Here is a 15,660-nt window from a genome sequence, read left to right on the forward strand (position 1 = left end):
AATATATTAATGAAATAAAATGTACACCAAATTAAAGAATGACTATATAAATAGTGTACTACATGAATTAAATTGTAGACTTGAGAAAATTTTCTTTGAACGCATAGTCATGTGAGACAATGGCTAAGGGGAAGTATTCCATTACATACAAAAAATAAAAAAGATGAGAGAAAAAATTTCTTCAGACGTTATATAGGGTGTAAAAGCTTTTACAAAACAATAAGGGGAATCGCTACATGAAATCAAATGAGAAAAATTTTATAAAAAGATTACAGCGGCAAAAAGAAGACGCGTTAGAATTTGTTGTCGATACATACTTACCACTCATAAAGGGGATCACGCATAAAGTTCTACTTCCAATTCAAAATGATGGACTCATAGAGGAATGTATAAACGATATATTTCTTTCCATTTGGAATAACGCAAATAAATTTCATGGAGAGCCGAGTGATTTTAAAAAATGGATTGCAGCGATTGCAAAGTTTAAAGCAATTGATTATTACCGAAAAGCGACTAAAAAAGTAGAAATTATTTCAGATGAGTTTCATATCAGTACAGAAAAATCAGCAGAAGACGAATTAATCGTTATGGAAGATAGGGAAGAATTATTGAAGCTCATTAATCAATTAGAACCGTTAGATCAAAAGGTATTCATTATGAAATATCTCCTCGGTATGAAGACAGAGGAAATTGGAGAAAAATTAAGATTAACTCGAGCAGCTATAGATAATCGAGTGTACCAGGGGAAAAAGAAACTACAACAAAATGCTACGAAAATTAGTTTTGGAGGTAGTGCAATATGAAAGACATTTATGAACTATTGAATAATATTGATATAGATGAAAAAGAACTAGAGGAAATTGAGGCTTCTGAAATTGAAAAAGAAAAAGTGAAGCGTAATGTAAAACAATCGATACGTACGAAGAAAAAGATGAAAAGTTGGAAAAAAGGTGTCGCTGCTGCATCTATTTTAGTAGGACTATCAGTTGCAACACTTGGTATTGGTTTTCCAACCTATGCTGGAGGTCTTCCTATAGTAGGAGATATATTCCGATTTTTAGATAATGATAGAACAGGGCTACATGAAAATTATAAAGAGTTTTCGACTGAATTGAATATGACGAGAGAGAGTAATGGGGTTAAGGTTACAATTAATGATGCTGTGTTTGATGGGAGAACTGTAACGATAACGTATTCTATCGAAAGTGAAAAAGATTTAGGAGAGCATCCGAGCATATTTGGTTCCCCGCAAGTAAGCATGTCTAATGGTGCGGCTGGAAGTTCTAAAACTACGAAAGTAGGAGATAAAAAATATGTAGGTATGACTACAACAAGTGATCTTGGTAGTAAAAGAATGGACGTTGCAAATGTTAGATGGAATATGGAATCAATTAATATGTACGAAGAAAAAAAATCAATAAAAGGGAATTGGAATTTTGCTCTTACTTTAAAGGCGATGGATAGTAAGGATATAAAAGTTAATGGGATTTCCGAAAAAGAAGGTATAAAAGTAAATATAGACAAAATGGAAGTAACACCTATGTCATTTATCGTTTTTTATAATCAGGAAGAATCTAAGGCATTAAGGCGCATATGGGATAGTGCAGATGTTGAGCTAGAAATAAAAGATGATTTAGGAAATCAATACGCTGGTGAAGGAAATGGCGGAACGGGTACAGTAGCAGAACCACATAAAAGTAGTTGGAGTACTACATTCCAAAAATTGAATAAAAATGCTACAAAGCTTATCGTTACGCCTCATGTGAATTTGCGAGTGCATACACCTGAAAATCATGGTGGAGTGGAGTATGTGAATGGAAAAGAGAAGAAAATTGAAGTGCCGAAAAAAGAAGCGAAGAGTAAAGATATTGTTCTAGATGATATCGTAATTGATTTAAAGAAATAGAAGAGAGACTGCCTAAAAACATTAGGCAGTCTCTCTTTTCGCTAAAAACTAGTTACGAGTAACGCATGTGGATGCTGCGTTTTATACTCATCTTTCCACGGAATGTTTAGTTGTTCCCACGATTCGCCGCTATCATTGGATTGAAACACGCCGTTGTTATTTAACGTGTAAAACGTATGTGGTTCTGCCTTGTTTGTCGCAAACATCGAAATGACTGTACCGATTGCGGATGGTAGTCCTTGTTGTACTTGCTGGAAAGGAGTATCTTTCGTTTTTCGATAAATATAAGATTCATAAGGAATATGGTGATGAGCGAGATCAGCACTCGGTGCAGCTGAAACGAGAATCGTATTGCAATCAGCGGGATCGATAGCCATGCTGTATAAATAATGATGTTCAAGTCCTTCACTGCATGAGATCCAGCTGTTTCCATTGTTATAACTTTCAAGATATGCACGATCAGGTCCGCCCATAAATCCGTCACCACATGATGCATAAAGGCGATTTGGTGCTTCAGGGTGCATAAGTAATTGATGAGCATCGATAGGGGCACCGAATTTTTTATCGATCCATGTATGCCCTTTATCATTACTTTGAATAACAGCACCAGCTTCGATTGAAACGTGTATTGTATTAGGGTTGTTTGGATCAACTGTAATCCAGCGTACGTGATGGGTAAAAGGTCTAGGCGGAAATGCCCACGTATAAGAAGATAATAATGATTTCATATTTTTAAGTTCAGTCCACGTTTCACCACCATTTTCAGAGCGGAATAAAGCGCTCGGTTCTGTGCCAACATAAACGACACCATATCCGTTAACTTGTTCATTTGAGCTTATTGTTATGGAAGTGATAGAGGAGTGCAAAATACCATCTTCTTTAGGAAAATCAAAGTAACGATAAGAATCTCCAATTGGTCTCCATGAATCCCCGCTATCGTCACTTAACCATAGACCTCGTCCAAATGTTCCGCAATATACACGATTTTTTTGAAATGGATCAACAGCGATACAGGTAGGTTGCATATTTTGTAAGTGGTAAGTCGTTTCATAGTCATCATATTGTTCTTTCACTACAACAAGTTCACGTTCCATACAGAGAAATAAACGTTTCATTTTAGTAACCTCCTTAAAAATTCTTTCATTAGTAAACAATATGAAAATAAAAAAGAAGTAGTCTTGTTTTATTTGAGAAAAAGGGATTGTTTAAAAAGAAGCGAAGTGTGTATACAGAGGAAGCGGGCGTTTACAATCAGTCAATTCGGGATAAAGATGGGGAGTTTGTTTCATACTAACATACAGATATTGTACTTAAAGGAGTATTCGTATGGGACATTCGCATGATCATGGTCATTCAAAAAATAAAAAGGCGTTACTAATTGCCTTCCTACTAACAACAAGTTTTATGATTGCAGAAGTTGTTGGTGGATTTGTAACAAATAGCTTAGCACTATTATCTGACGCGGGGCATATGTTAAGTGATGCGGTATCTTTAGCCTTAAGTTTACTTGCGTTTAAGCTCGGAGAAAAAACAGCAACAACTGCGAAAACATATGGATATAAGCGAGTCGAAATGTTAGCAGCATTATGTAACGGTGTCGTTCTTATTGTCATTTCGGTATACATTTTTATTGAAGCAATCCGCCGTTTTAAAGAACCAGTTGAGATTGCTAGTAATGGGATGCTCATTATTGCTGTACTTGGTCTGCTTATTAATATTTTATCAGCTTGGATATTAATGAGAGGCGGAGATGTGAAGGGGAACTTGAATTTAAGAAGTGCTTTCCTCCAAGTATTAGGCGATCTATTAGGATCAGTCGGAGCGATTATTGCAGCGCTATGTATTAAATTTTTCGGATGGACGGTTGCTGATGCGATTGCTAGTATTCTTGTGTCTATTTTAGTCATTATTAGTGGATGGCGTGTAACACGTGATACCGTCCATATATTAATGGAAGGTGCACCCCAGCACATAAATGTTGAAGAGGTAAAAAGTACATTATTAAATATTACGGTTGTAAAAGAAGTTCATGATTTGCACATATGGTCTGTCACATCTGATTTTCAAGTATTAACTTGCCATTTGATTATTAAAGGTGATGAAACGCAAAATGTATTAAAAGAGGCTACGGATGTATTAAAGGAGAAGTTTCATGTAGAACATGTCACCATTCAAGTAGAAATAGATGGTGAATTTAATCATAGTGAGACAACCTGCAAAGTATGAAAGAAAAAGGATAAGAAAATGTGTCATAACATTTTTCGCACGGCATACATATATATAATGTGGCCACAAATACTTTGTCAGGTAAATATTTCATGAAATTACTTTACTTATAAAGAGTCATCTTTTATAATCAAAAGTGGTAATTGATAAAGATTATCATTTTCAATGATCGTGGAAAGGAGTTTTTTTAAAGATGAGTAGTCAACTCCGTTTTGCTGTTGAAAATCGTAAGAGGCATTTAATTGATGAGTTAATTGGAGCAGGTGTGTTTAAAATTCGTGACCGACAATTATACGAGCTGTCTTTAGAGGAATTAGAAAAAGAGTATGAAGATATTGAGGATTACGCAAATATTCAGGCATAGCACATAGATTAGTAAATAAGGAGCTGGTTACACTTTTGTGTAGCCAGCTTTATTATTTCATAGAAATCATTTTTTATATTTCTTTCATGGGACGGAGCCAGTTTTGAGACATCATTTGTTCCATTTGTTTTTCATCTTGTTTTTGTAGCGCTTGAATAATAGGGTGCTGTTCTTTAGAGGTTGTTTTTGTTAGCAGGATATCAAGAAGAAACGTTTGTTGGAGATAAAAATAAATTAGTGAAGCTTTCAGGAGCATTTTCTTATATAGTCGGAGTTGCTACTATAATATTACCGCTTGGCTTAGAAAAAATAGGTGATGTAGTTGGTAACATATATACTATATTAATTGTTTTAGGTACAGTTGTATTTATAATTAAAGCAAACCTATTAAATAAGAGTGCTATAAAATAAAAAGGCTTCATTCTACTGAAGCCTTTTATTAATTATTATGAAGTATAAGTAAAAGCCGGAATAGGATCAATAAATGTATTCCACTTTTGTTCCATTTCCTTTTCTGTTAATAGACAATCATCTAATGATTGTTCAATCACAGAACGATTCATATCAATACCGATAAATACGAGCTCAGTTATTCGATCTCCATATCGCTCGTCCCAGTTTTTTAATACTTCTGGTTCTTCTGCAATCATTTGATTTCTTTCAGTTTCAGGTAATGCGGCTATCCATTCACCGGCTCCTTGAATTGTAATAGAGGAACCTGCTTGAGATAGAAGCCCTATCATATTATTACGAGATGCGAGCCAGAAGAATCCTTTCGCTCTTACAACATCTAAAGGCCATTTTTCTAGCCAATTCATAAGGCGCTCGGGATGGAAAGGATATTTGCGACGGTAAACAAAGGAATTGATACCGTATTCTTCCGTTTCCGGTGTATGATGTTCACTATTTAATTCTTGTATCCAGCCGGCCGATTGACTGGCTTCTTCATAATTAAATAGATTTGTGTTTAAAATTTCTTGTAATGGTACTTTGCTAAACGAAGATTTAAGAACTTTTGCATTAGGATTTAATTTTTTTAGTAAATGATGAAGCTCTATCACATCTTCTTTTTCTAGCAAATCTATTTTATTAAGAATAATTACGTTTGCAAACTCAATTTGATCTATTAATAAATCAATAACTTCCCGGGTATCATTCTCATCGATTGCTTGTTTTCGGTCTAATAAACTTTCTCCATCTGCAAAATCATCCCAAAACCTATTTGCATCTACAACTGTAACCATCGTATCGAGGCGACAATTTCTCGTTAAATCAATGTTAAGAACTTCGTCTGTATAAGTAAACGTTTGAGCAACTGGAATAGGCTCACTTATACCAGAAGATTCAATAATAATATAGTCAATATCACCATTTTCAACAAGACGATCCACTTCTATCATTAAATCTTCTCGTAGTGTACAGCAGATGCAACCATTTTGAATTTCTACTAATTTCTCTTCCGTACGTGAAAAACCACCCTTTTTTATAAGAGATGCATCAATGTTTACTTCGCTCATATCATTAACGATAACAGCTACTTTTAAGTTGTTCTTATTAGTCAAAATGTGATGTAGTAAGGTAGTTTTTCCAGATCCTAAAAACCCACTTAATACAGTGATAGGTACTTTTTTCATGAAATGATCTCCCCTTAAATCGTAATGATTACGTTTTATATTAAACGATGGAAAAAGAAAAATCAATAATAAATCATAATGATTACGATTTGAGAATAGAAATAGACTATAAAATTTGTGCTGTAGTATGAAGCATTTGGACAAGCACATGTTTACATATAAATAAAATGGAGGCGAGAAGCTTGGTCTTTAATAGAGTTTCAAAAGAATTAGTAGGCATAGCTCTTATCGCTATGTTTCTCTTTTTATTATTTTTTGTAGATTTTACAAGTCTAGCAAATTTGCACAAAAATATACCACAGGAATGGTTGAATGTGAATACAGTATTTTTAAGTATCATTTTTGAAGCAATACCCTTTATTTTATTAGGGGTAATTGTTTCTTCATTTATTCAAGTGTTTGTGACGGAAGATATGATTCAAAAAGTAATGCCGAAATCTCCGATTGTTGCAATGATTCCAGCAGTATTTGTGGGAGTTCTTTTTCCAATGTGTGAATGTGTCATTATACCAATTGTAAGAAGGCTCATTCAAAAGGGGTTACCACTTCATGTAGGCATTGTTATTTTACTGAGTGCACCCATTATGAATCCAGTCGTTTTTTTATCTACTGTATATGCGTTTCAAAAAAATGATTATGTTGTATATGCACGCTTTGGGATAACAATTTTAGTTGCTCTATTCATAGGTCTAATTGTGTATTATTGCTATCGCGAAAGAAATGTTTTAAAAGACGTAGAGGTTTCAGTTCAAACAAGCAAAAAAAAGAGTTGGAAAGATGTTATGAATCACACTGTAGATGAGTTTTTTGATACTGGTAAGTATTTATTGATTGGTGCTTTTTTAGCAAGTGTATTTCAAACGTTTTTTGATCGGAATGTACTGGATGCAGTAGCACATAACGAAGTAATTGCCCCCTTTATTATGATGGGATTTGGTTATGTTTTATCAATTTGCTCTGCAGCCGATGCTTTTATAGCGGCATCTTTTGGACATGTTTTCTCAGTAAAGGCACTTCTCGCATTTCTTGTGTTTGGGCCGATGCTTGATATGAAAAATACGTTAATGCTATTTGCATATTTTCAAAAGAAATTTGTATTCTTTTTAATGGGAATTGTCATTGTATCTGTGTATACCATCCTGCAAATTATAATGTTATAGGAGGTGAGAAAGAATGGAGAAAGAGGAGCAGAAGGCATATCATCGCTATATTCGTGGTATTATTTTAATTGGTTTAGCAATGCTCTTATTTAAACTACTTGTAACAGGGAATATTTATAATTTTATCGCTCCAAAAATGATTAAATTTACGTATATAGCTTTTGTAGTGATTTTACTTCTTGGTTCTTTACAAGTTTGGAGAGATGGGAGAGAAAAAGAGGATGATTGTAATTGTTGTAAGCATCATACAGCATTAAAATCAGGGATGAAAAGTTTCTTTGTATATGTTTTATTTGTTGTTCCGATTATTAGTGCTTTTCTATTTGGAAATGTAACAATTGATGGAAGTTTAGCAGGAAAAAGGGGTATGAATCAAAGTGTACAGGCGAGAAGTATGGAAGGGAACGAAAAAGAGGGGAAACAGGATGATTTTGATGGGCGAGAGGTATTCGATGATCCAGATGAAACATCAAATTTATCAACGACTTATGAAACGGAAGAGCAAGTAGTAAAAAGTATGTTAGGACAGCATAAACTACAAGTAGAGGATAAGGATTATGTTCAAACAATGAGTATAATTGGTCAAGATGTAAAAGGGTTTAAAGGGAAAGAAATTATATTCTCAGGGTTTATATATAATGATAAGGATGTGACGGGTAATAAAGCAGTAGTGGCTCGATATGGCATAACTTGTTGTATTGCGGATGCATCAGTCTGGGGGATGATTGTTACCGGGAAAAATGTTGAAAAAATATCAGAAGAAACATGGGTGAAAATAACAGGATTATTAGATGAAACGACATATAAAGGAACAGTCTTTCCACTTGTAAAAGTAAACAAAATCGAGAAAATTAATAAGCCAACTGACCCATATGTATATGATGCTTTACCGCAATAGAAAAGAATAAATTCTTCATATTTTCATGAAATAGAATCATAATCAAGGCGATAAAAAAATAAAGATAAGAGTAATTTGGTTTGTTAAAAATATGTGCAGAAGGAGTTATGCGATGAACTGGGTTACTCATAAACCATCATTTGAATTTGAAACATTTAGTCCTATTATTCGGTCACAATCTGCGTGGAGTGGACATTTAGATTTTGCATATGACTTAGTACGATTTGAAAAACCAGAAACTTTAGTTGAGTTAGGTACACATCTAGGTGCTTCTTTCTTCAGTTTTTGTCAGGGAGTAAAAGATGGAGGGTTATCGACTAAATGCTTTGCAGTAGATACTTGGGCTGGAGATGGGCATACAGGTCCATATGGAGAAGGGGTTTTTCAAATAGTAGAAAAAGTAGTGAGCGATAACTACCTTAATATAGGAAATTTAATTCGATCTACTTTTGATGATGCTGTAGACCAGTTTCAAGATGAAACGATAAATCTTTTGCATATTGATGGCTATCATACGTATGAAGCTGTTTCTCACGATTATAACACATGGCTACCGAAAGTCGCGAAAAACGGTATTGTATTATTTCATGATATTGAAGTTAGAAGTGGTGATTTCGGCGTATATCAGTTTTGGGATGAGGTAAAAGCGAAGTACCCTCATTTTCAATTTGCGCATTCATATGGACTGGGAGTGTTATTTCCGAAGGGTTGTAGTGATAAGTTTGAGGAAATACTTAAAAATAAAGAAGAAATACAAAATATGTATAAATAAAGATAGGGCATGCATCATTTTAATGATGTGTGCCCTATTTTTTGTGTAGAAAATAATGGTGTTAATTAAAAAGTGAAGATAGTTGTAAAAAGTTTTGTTGCAGCAAATATTAAAAAAGTTAGTATGGGATTGTTCTTTGTAAATAAAGTGAAGCTTTAATACGTTCATATCAATTCGGAATTTTACAGTAGTTAATTTCTTATCTAAGTGCTTTGCGCTTACTGAATTTTAAGGCGGAGGTCTTATTGGCCGAAAATATCGGGATAAATAAAAATACAACATTTTTTATATTTTTCATTGCGAAAAACGTAATCTACTTTTACAATAGAAAGGGTTGTGAATATATTATACTGGAAAAATAAATCGAAATAATATGAAAATTTTGTTTTGTCTTCGCTAATTGTATATTACATACATGTAAGACGACATACGTCATGTTATCGACTTGTAAGGAGAGAAAAAAATGAAAAGTGTAAGATTACCATCGATGCTAGAAATCATAGTTCTTTTATTACTATTTCTTGCTGTTGTCTTTTCCTTCCAAACGATTTTTGATCTCCCAATTCAATTAGCGCTATTTATTTCATGGTTTTTAGTAATTGCGCTTGGATTAAGATTAGGATTTCGTTATCAAGAATTGCAAGATGCAATTACGAAAGGGATTTCTAACGGATTAGAAGCAATACTGATTTTAGTTGCAGTAGGTGCTTTAATTGGAACGTGGATTGCTGGTGGGGTAGTACCAACATTAATCTATTATGGATTAGAATTTATTCATCCTAGCATATTCCTATTAGCAACATTAATTATTTGTTCTATAACTTCTATCGCAACAGGAACGTCTTGGGGAACAGTGGGAACAGCAGGTATTGCTATGATGGCGATTGGTGAAGGACTTGGTTTACCACTTCCGCTTGTTGCTGGTGCAGTTCTTTCAGGAGCTTATTTCGGCGACAAATTATCACCACTTTCTGATAGCACAGTTCTTGCAGCTTCTATGGCGAAAGTAGATGTTATTGCTCACGTTCGAGCTATGCTCGTATTAGATGTTCCAGCTTATATTATTACTAGTATTATGTTTACTGTAGCTGGTTGGATGTATGGCGGCGATAATGTAGATTTGAATCGAGTAGAATTTTTAAAAGAAGCTTTATTAAAGCAATTTGATATTAAAATATGGATGCTTATTCCAGCGGTCATTGTTATCGTTCTATTAGCGATGAAGAAACCGTCTATGCCAACAATTGCAATGGGAGCTTTAATTGGTGCAATTTGGGCAACTCTTTTCCAAGGGATGAACTTTGGAGAGGCGATTGGAACAGCTTATAACGGATTCTCAATTCAATCTGGTGTTGAGTTTGTTGACAAGTTATTAAACCGTGGTGGAATTAACGGCATGCTTGGCTCAGTAGCTGTTATTATTTTCGGTTTAGGATTTGGTGGATTACTTGAAAAACTAGGTGTTTTAAAAGTAATCGTATCAAAATTTGAGAAGAAATTAAATTCTGCAGGTAATGTAACATTGTCTACATTAATCGTGGCATTCTTAGCTAATATATTTGGTTGTGCGATGTATGTATCACTAATTTTAACACCAAAAATTATGGAAGATAGCTATGATAAATTAAAAATAGACCGTCGTGTATTAGCGCGTAACTCAGAAGTAGGTGGAACGTTAACTTCAGGTATGGTTCCATGGTCTGATAATGGTATTTTTATGGCGGGTATTTTAGGTGTAGCAACGTTCTCATACGTTCCGTTTATGTGGTTAAGCTTCGTATCGTTAATTTTAGCAGTTATTTACGGATATACAGGCAAATTCATCTGGTATGTAGATGATGCAGATAAAGGAAAGCAAGCATCATAAAATAAAAATCACCTTCTACAATATGTAGAAGGTGATTTTTTATTTTGTAATAGCATCTGCTGAAGTTACTTCATTCTCATATTTAGCAATTTTTTGTTGTATCTTTTTTAAGTTTTTTTCAGTGTCTTGGATGAGCTGTAAGACATTGGTCTCTTGTTGTTTCATTAATTCCAACCGTTGAAAGATGGTAGATTCTCCTTCCATAGACCAGTCGATAAATTGTTTTATTTTTTGAATAGGCATACCAGTGTTTTTTAAACACAAAATCATTTCTAAGTATTTGAGTGCTTCTTCATCAAAAGCTCGATCTCCTTTTTCATTTCTTTGCAGAAAAGGGAACAGTCCTTGTTTATCATAATAACGTATTTGAGAAATAGTTAAGTGTTGCATTTTGGCGACTTGCCCAATTGTATAATACATATCATTCATCCTTTTGTTACCAAGGTATAATGCCATTTTTATTTAGTATTTTACCATTATAGTTTGTTTCACTTAATGCATATTTAATAATAATTTTAGCACTTTCAATAGTTGTATGGCCACCAGGGGAATTTCCATTAAGATCAGTAGTTGTAAAACCAGGAGTTATCCCAAATACTTCTGGACCGTTAGTAGCAAATTCTTTACTAAAAGCTAATGTTAAAGCATTAATAGCAGTTTTGGAAGAATTATATCCTAGTGTATTGATTGGATGTGTTTCACCATTAGCAAACATTGTTAGTGAGGCCATGTCAGTTGTTACATTTAGTATTTTACTGTTGCTTGAATTCTTTAATAATGGTAAAAAGGCTTGTATCATTTGGAAAGTTCCAAAAAAGTTAACTTCAAATCCTTGGCGTAAAGTTTCAATATTTAATTCACTAGGTAGCGTATTGAAGTCTAATGCAATGCCTGCGTTATTAATTAATAAATGTAAATGGTCAGTCGTTTCGTGAATTTTCTTTGTTGCTTCTTGAATGGATTGTGAATTTGAAATATCTACTTGAATATAGGAAACGTTTGAAACATTTAAAGAGTCTACGGCTTGTTGTCCAAGTTGTTCATTACGAGCACCTAAAAATACGTGATAATTTTTTTCTGCTAATTGACGAACAAGTTCATATCCAATTCCTTTATTCGCACCTGTTATAAAAGCATATTTTTTCATATTGAATTCCTCCAGTAGTGTTATAGTAGGTTACAATGGAAAGGATACAGCCTAAACTTAAGTTTAGGTCAAGAGGAATTTTTTAAAATAAATATAAAATATCTATATATAAGAGTGAGAATTCTTATCATTTAAGAAAAAGTCTGTTATTATAAGAGATGTAGGTATTATATTTTCAAGGGGATGAAAACATGGAGTACAGAATTGAAAGAGATACATTAGGAGAAATAAAAGTTCCAGCTGATAAATTATGGGCAGCACAAACACAACGTAGTAAAGAAAACTTTCCAATTGGAACAGAGCAAATGCCGCTTGAAATTGTAAAAGCATTTGCAATTTTAAAGAAGAGTGCAGCGCTTAGCAATCAAAAATTAGGAAAGTTATCAGAAGAAAAAGCAGAAGCAATTGTAGAAGCTGCTGATGAAGTGATTGCAGGGAAATGGAATGAACATTTTCCGCTTGTCGTATGGCAAACAGGTAGTGGTACACAGTCAAACATGAATGTGAATGAAGTAATTGCAAATCGTGGGAATCAAATTTTGAAAGAGAATGGATCTGACGTACATATTCATCCAAATGATGATGTGAACATGTCACAAAGTTCAAATGATACATTTCCAACGGCGCTCCATGTAGCTTGTGTAATCGCAGTAGAAAATCACGTATTACCAGCAATCAGGAAATTAAAAGGAACTTTAGCAGAAAAAGTAACTGCATTTGAACATATTATAAAAATTGGTCGTACACATTTACAAGATGCAACACCGTTAACTTTAGGGCAAGAAATTAGCGGATGGCACCGTATGCTTGAAAAAACAGAGCGTATGATTGCAGAGAGCAATACATATATGAAAGAGTTAGCAATTGGTGGAACTGCGGTTGGAACAGGTATTAATGCTCATCCTAAATTTGGTGAGATGGTATCAGAGGAAATTAGTCAATTTACAGGTAAACAATTTGTTTCTGCACCAAATAAGTTCCATGCATTAACGAGCCATGATGAAGTTGTATATACTCACGGTGCATTAAAAGCATTAGCTGCAGATCTAATGAAGATCGCTAACGATGTACGTTGGCTTGCAAGTGGTCCACGTAGTGGTCTTGGAGAAATTATTATTCCAGCCAATGAACCAGGAAGCTCTATTATGCCAGGTAAAGTAAATCCAACGCAAAGTGAAGCATTAACGATGGTTGTAGCGCAAGTGATGGGGAATGATGCAACAATCGGATTTGCTGCGAGCCAAGGTAACTTTGAGTTAAACGTATTTAAACCTGTTATTGCTTATAACTTCTTACAATCAGCTCACTTATTAGCGGATGCAATTGTTTCGTTTAATGACAATTGTGCAGTTGGTATTGAAGCAGATGAAGAAGTAATTAATGAAAATGTGAATCGTTCACTAATGCTTGTAACAGCGCTAAACCCACATATCGGATATGAAAATGCAGCGAAAATTGCGAAGTATGCTCATAAAGAGGGATTAACTTTAAAAGAAGCAGCATTGCAATCTGGGCTACTAACAGAAGGGCAATTTGATGAAATTGTAGATCCAAAGAAAATGATTGCTCCAAAAGAGTAATAGAAAAAGCCAAGGTTCTTAGTATAGAATCTTGGCTTTTTTGATGTTCATTTTTATGTTTCATCTACTTGCAATACTGCAAGCTTCAAAATATATTATTTGTTAGCAGGCGTATTCATTACTTTCATCTGTGGGCAGTTCTCTTTTAAGAGTGAAATGAATTTTTCTTCTTCTTGTGGTACGAAAGTGGTCACTGAGTCAAATAAATTATAATTAATTTCTAATTGTTGCCTAGTCCATTTTTTTGAACGAAGTTTTTTGCCAGAGTACTTAATATGGCGAATGTCTTTAAATGGGATTTCAGTACGAAGTATGAAACCGTGTTTTACAACAAGAGATGATTCCGTTACGTTGTAGTGAGAGAAATAGAATGAAGAAAGATTCACGATATTTAATAGCATCATGAGAGTGAAAAAAATAGAATTTTCATTTTGGAAGAATAACGAAACGAAAAAAATAATTAGAAATAATGTAATGAAAATGACGTGGAATGGATTTTTTTTCGCTTTAAATTTCAAGTTAGTCACCTCGGTATACTTGTTCTTTAACTAAATTAAATCATAACATTGTGATAAAACGTGTGAATATGCAGAATTGCATATTCACACGTTTTATTATTCATGTAAAATTTCTTGATAGGATAAATTCAAAAGAAGTTTTGTAATAGTGGAGTGACATGAAGTGACTTACAAGAATAGAAAGATAGTGTTAGTCATAATTAGTTGTATGATGATTATGAGTAGTTGTGCTAATAAATTTGTTGAAGATAGAAATCGAAAGCATACATTTGTACAAGCAAGTAAGGTTTTAGTAGAGACTGTAAATAGAATATATAAATTGAAACTTTAATCAACTGATTATTAGCCCTCACCAATCGGGCTTTTAAGGGCAGCCCGCCCTCATTTAACTTCTTTGCTTCCGCTGAATTTTGATGTGGGAGTCTTACTGCCCTTAAATGTGGGATAAAAAGTAAAAGGTGTTTTCTTATACGGAAACATCTTTTTTGTAGTTGAAATTGAATACTGAAGTTTTGTAATGGATGAATACCGGTTCCATATTCACTAATCGCATATGTATTCTGTGCAATTTGCTTAACGGTAAACCAAGAGTCTTGAAGAATATCCATGTTCTAATCCACATCATATAAAATGAATTTCTATAAACACATTCGCTTTTCGTTGTATTAAACCCTTTCGGTAGATGTTTTTATAAAAGTTTATAAAATGGGTAAACGAAATGTTGAAATGTTTGTTTGTGTTATGATAAGATGGTGAAGTGGTAATAAACGTTATAGTGATTTGTTTGGTTTTTGAATAAACATTTTGAAGGAGTGTTTAGTATGAGTGGTATTTCAGAGAAGTTTTGGGATGCGTCAATAGAGGAATTAAAGAAAGGGTATGTGTTTGATGGAGAAAAAGAGGAGTACATTTGCTTAGCTTGTGGTGAAACATTTATTAAAGGTGTTATTTATCAAGATAATCAAGTTTTGTATGAAGCAGAGAAGTTCGTCCGATTGCATATTCAAAATGAGCATACGTCTATGTTTGATTATTTGTTAAATATGGATAAGAAATTTACTGGTTTAACGGATTTACAAAAGAAAATGGTTCAGTTTTTCCATATGGGACTGAATGATAAAGAAATTGTAAAAGAGTTGGATGGCGGAAGTACATCAACAATTCGTAATCATCGATTTACACTGCGAGAGAAAATGAAGCAAGCAAAAGTATTTTTAGCTCTAATGGAATTATCAGAAGAAAAATCAAAAGTACAAACGAAATTTGTACCAATTCATAGAACAGCAACGATGGTGGATGATCGATACAATATTACGGAAGAAGAAAATGATGAAGTATTAAAAGCTCATTTTACAGAAGGATTAGATGGACCTCTTTCTAAATTTCCGAAAAAACAAAAGCGTAAATTAATTATATTACGTCATTTAGTAAAGAAGTTTGATAGTAATAAAAAGTATACTGAAAAAGAAGTAAATACAGTGATAGAAAATGTATACCCTGATTTCGTAACTTTAAGAAGATATTTAATCGAGTATGGATTTTTAGATCGAACAGCCGATGGAAGTCAATATTGGGTGAAGTTATAATC

The 15,660-nt window shown here is 33.7% G+C and carries 17 protein-coding genes and 1 pseudogene; 11 read left to right on the top strand and 7 right to left on the bottom strand.

What is annotated here, in order from left to right; all coding sequences use genetic code 11:
- Positions 1-236 precede the first annotated feature (236 nt).
- Together ASE54_RS02095 and ASE54_RS02100 are read left to right on the top strand one after the other, a co-directional pair.
- Complete coding sequence (locus tag ASE54_RS02095; RefSeq protein WP_000840003.1) at positions 237-803, top strand: sigma-70 family RNA polymerase sigma factor; 567 nt, start codon at positions 237-239, stop codon at positions 801-803.
- Positions 800-1,906: a DUF4179 domain-containing protein gene (locus tag ASE54_RS02100; protein ID WP_000653176.1), complete on the top strand. Its 1,107-nt coding sequence runs from the start codon at positions 800-802 to the stop codon at positions 1,904-1,906. Before ASE54_RS02095 ends, ASE54_RS02100 begins: the two co-directional genes overlap by 4 nt.
- Positions 1,907-1,947: 41 nt before the next feature.
- On the opposite strand, the gene ASE54_RS02105 is transcribed toward ASE54_RS02100, so the two are convergent.
- Positions 1,948-3,021, bottom strand: coding sequence for a hypothetical protein (locus ASE54_RS02105; RefSeq protein WP_000825316.1), 1,074 nt, complete (start codon positions 3,019-3,021; stop codon positions 1,948-1,950).
- Between the two features lie 211 nt (positions 3,022-3,232).
- Between ASE54_RS02105 and ASE54_RS02110 the strand changes: the two genes are divergently transcribed.
- Both ASE54_RS02110 and fbpA read left to right on the top strand, forming a co-directional pair.
- Positions 3,233-4,132, top strand: a complete 900-nt coding sequence (locus ASE54_RS02110) for a cation diffusion facilitator family transporter (RefSeq protein WP_000510036.1) — start codon at positions 3,233-3,235, stop codon at positions 4,130-4,132.
- A gap of 193 nt (positions 4,133-4,325) precedes the next feature.
- On the top strand, positions 4,326-4,496 hold the full coding sequence (gene fbpA / locus ASE54_RS02115) for a Fur-regulated basic protein FbpA (protein WP_000098300.1): 171 nt from the start codon (positions 4,326-4,328) through the stop codon (positions 4,494-4,496).
- A gap of 73 nt (positions 4,497-4,569) precedes the next feature.
- Here the strand turns inward: fbpA and ASE54_RS35590 are convergent.
- A pseudogene (locus ASE54_RS35590) lies at positions 4,570-4,677 on the bottom strand (GntR family transcriptional regulator); the annotation flags it as partial.
- Between ASE54_RS35590 and ASE54_RS02120 the strand changes: the two are divergent.
- A complete protein-coding gene (locus tag ASE54_RS02120) occupies positions 4,677-4,907 on the top strand; it encodes a hypothetical protein (RefSeq protein WP_102981840.1) in 231 nt (76 codons plus the stop codon). The pseudogene ASE54_RS35590 and the gene ASE54_RS02120 sit on opposite strands and share 1 nt — an antisense overlap.
- Before the next feature lie 35 nt (positions 4,908-4,942).
- Here the strand turns inward: ASE54_RS02120 and ASE54_RS02125 are convergent, their stop codons facing one another.
- Positions 4,943-6,130 carry a GTP-binding protein gene (locus tag ASE54_RS02125; RefSeq protein ID WP_000757662.1) on the bottom strand — a complete coding sequence of 396 codons (1,188 nt, stop codon included), beginning with the start codon at positions 6,128-6,130 and terminating at the stop codon, positions 4,943-4,945.
- A gap of 167 nt (positions 6,131-6,297) precedes the next feature.
- Here ASE54_RS02125 and ASE54_RS02130 point away from each other — a divergent pair, with 167 nt between their 5' ends.
- The 4 genes from ASE54_RS02130 (at position 6,298) to nhaC (ending at position 10,827) form a co-directional block, all read left to right on the top strand.
- A complete protein-coding gene (locus ASE54_RS02130; RefSeq protein WP_003309320.1) occupies positions 6,298-7,290 on the top strand; it encodes a permease in 993 nt (330 codons plus the stop codon).
- Between the two features lie 13 nt (positions 7,291-7,303).
- Entirely contained in the window at positions 7,304-8,188 is an 885-nt protein-coding gene (locus tag ASE54_RS02135) for a TIGR03943 family protein (RefSeq protein WP_000409944.1), read from the top strand.
- Between the two features lie 112 nt (positions 8,189-8,300).
- Positions 8,301-8,960, top strand: a complete 660-nt coding sequence (locus tag ASE54_RS02140; RefSeq protein ID WP_001104666.1) for a class I SAM-dependent methyltransferase — start codon at positions 8,301-8,303, stop codon at positions 8,958-8,960.
- Between the two features lie 463 nt (positions 8,961-9,423).
- Positions 9,424-10,827, top strand: coding sequence for a Na+/H+ antiporter NhaC (nhaC, locus tag ASE54_RS02145; protein WP_000843986.1), 1,404 nt, complete (start codon positions 9,424-9,426; stop codon positions 10,825-10,827).
- A gap of 39 nt (positions 10,828-10,866) precedes the next feature.
- On the opposite strand, the gene ASE54_RS02150 is transcribed toward nhaC, so the two are convergent.
- Both ASE54_RS02150 and ASE54_RS02155 read right to left on the bottom strand, forming a co-directional pair.
- Complete coding sequence (locus ASE54_RS02150) at positions 10,867-11,247, bottom strand: MerR family transcriptional regulator (protein ID WP_000291857.1); 381 nt, start codon at positions 11,245-11,247, stop codon at positions 10,867-10,869.
- A 16-nt stretch (positions 11,248-11,263) separates the two neighbouring features.
- Entirely contained in the window at positions 11,264-11,974 is a 711-nt protein-coding gene (locus ASE54_RS02155) for an SDR family NAD(P)-dependent oxidoreductase (protein ID WP_000759560.1), read from the bottom strand.
- Positions 11,975-12,165: 191 nt separating this feature from the next.
- Between ASE54_RS02155 and fumC the strand changes: the two genes are divergently transcribed.
- Entirely contained in the window at positions 12,166-13,554 is a 1,389-nt protein-coding gene (gene fumC, locus ASE54_RS02160) for a class II fumarate hydratase (protein WP_000456612.1), read from the top strand.
- 95 nt (positions 13,555-13,649) lie between these two features.
- Here the strand turns inward: fumC and ASE54_RS02165 are convergent, their stop codons facing one another.
- Both ASE54_RS02165 and ASE54_RS36175 read right to left on the bottom strand, forming a co-directional pair.
- Positions 13,650-14,072, bottom strand: coding sequence for a PH domain-containing protein (locus ASE54_RS02165; RefSeq protein ID WP_000669083.1), 423 nt, complete (start codon positions 14,070-14,072; stop codon positions 13,650-13,652).
- Positions 14,073-14,302: 230 nt separating this feature from the next.
- Positions 14,303-14,680, bottom strand: a complete 378-nt coding sequence (locus tag ASE54_RS36175; protein WP_002162860.1) for a hypothetical protein — start codon at positions 14,678-14,680, stop codon at positions 14,303-14,305.
- A gap of 213 nt (positions 14,681-14,893) precedes the next feature.
- On the opposite strand from ASE54_RS36175, the gene ASE54_RS02175 reads away from it, so the two are divergent.
- The gene (locus ASE54_RS02175) at positions 14,894-15,658 is read left to right on the top strand and encodes a DUF2087 domain-containing protein (RefSeq protein WP_000014491.1); all 765 of its coding nucleotides are present in this window, start codon (positions 14,894-14,896) and stop codon (positions 15,656-15,658) included.
- The last annotated feature ends 2 nt before the right edge of the window (positions 15,659-15,660 follow it).

The organism is Bacillus sp. Root131 (assembly GCF_001429475.1).
GTDB lineage: Bacteria > Bacillota > Bacilli > Bacillales > Bacillaceae_G > Bacillus_A > Bacillus_A thuringiensis_S.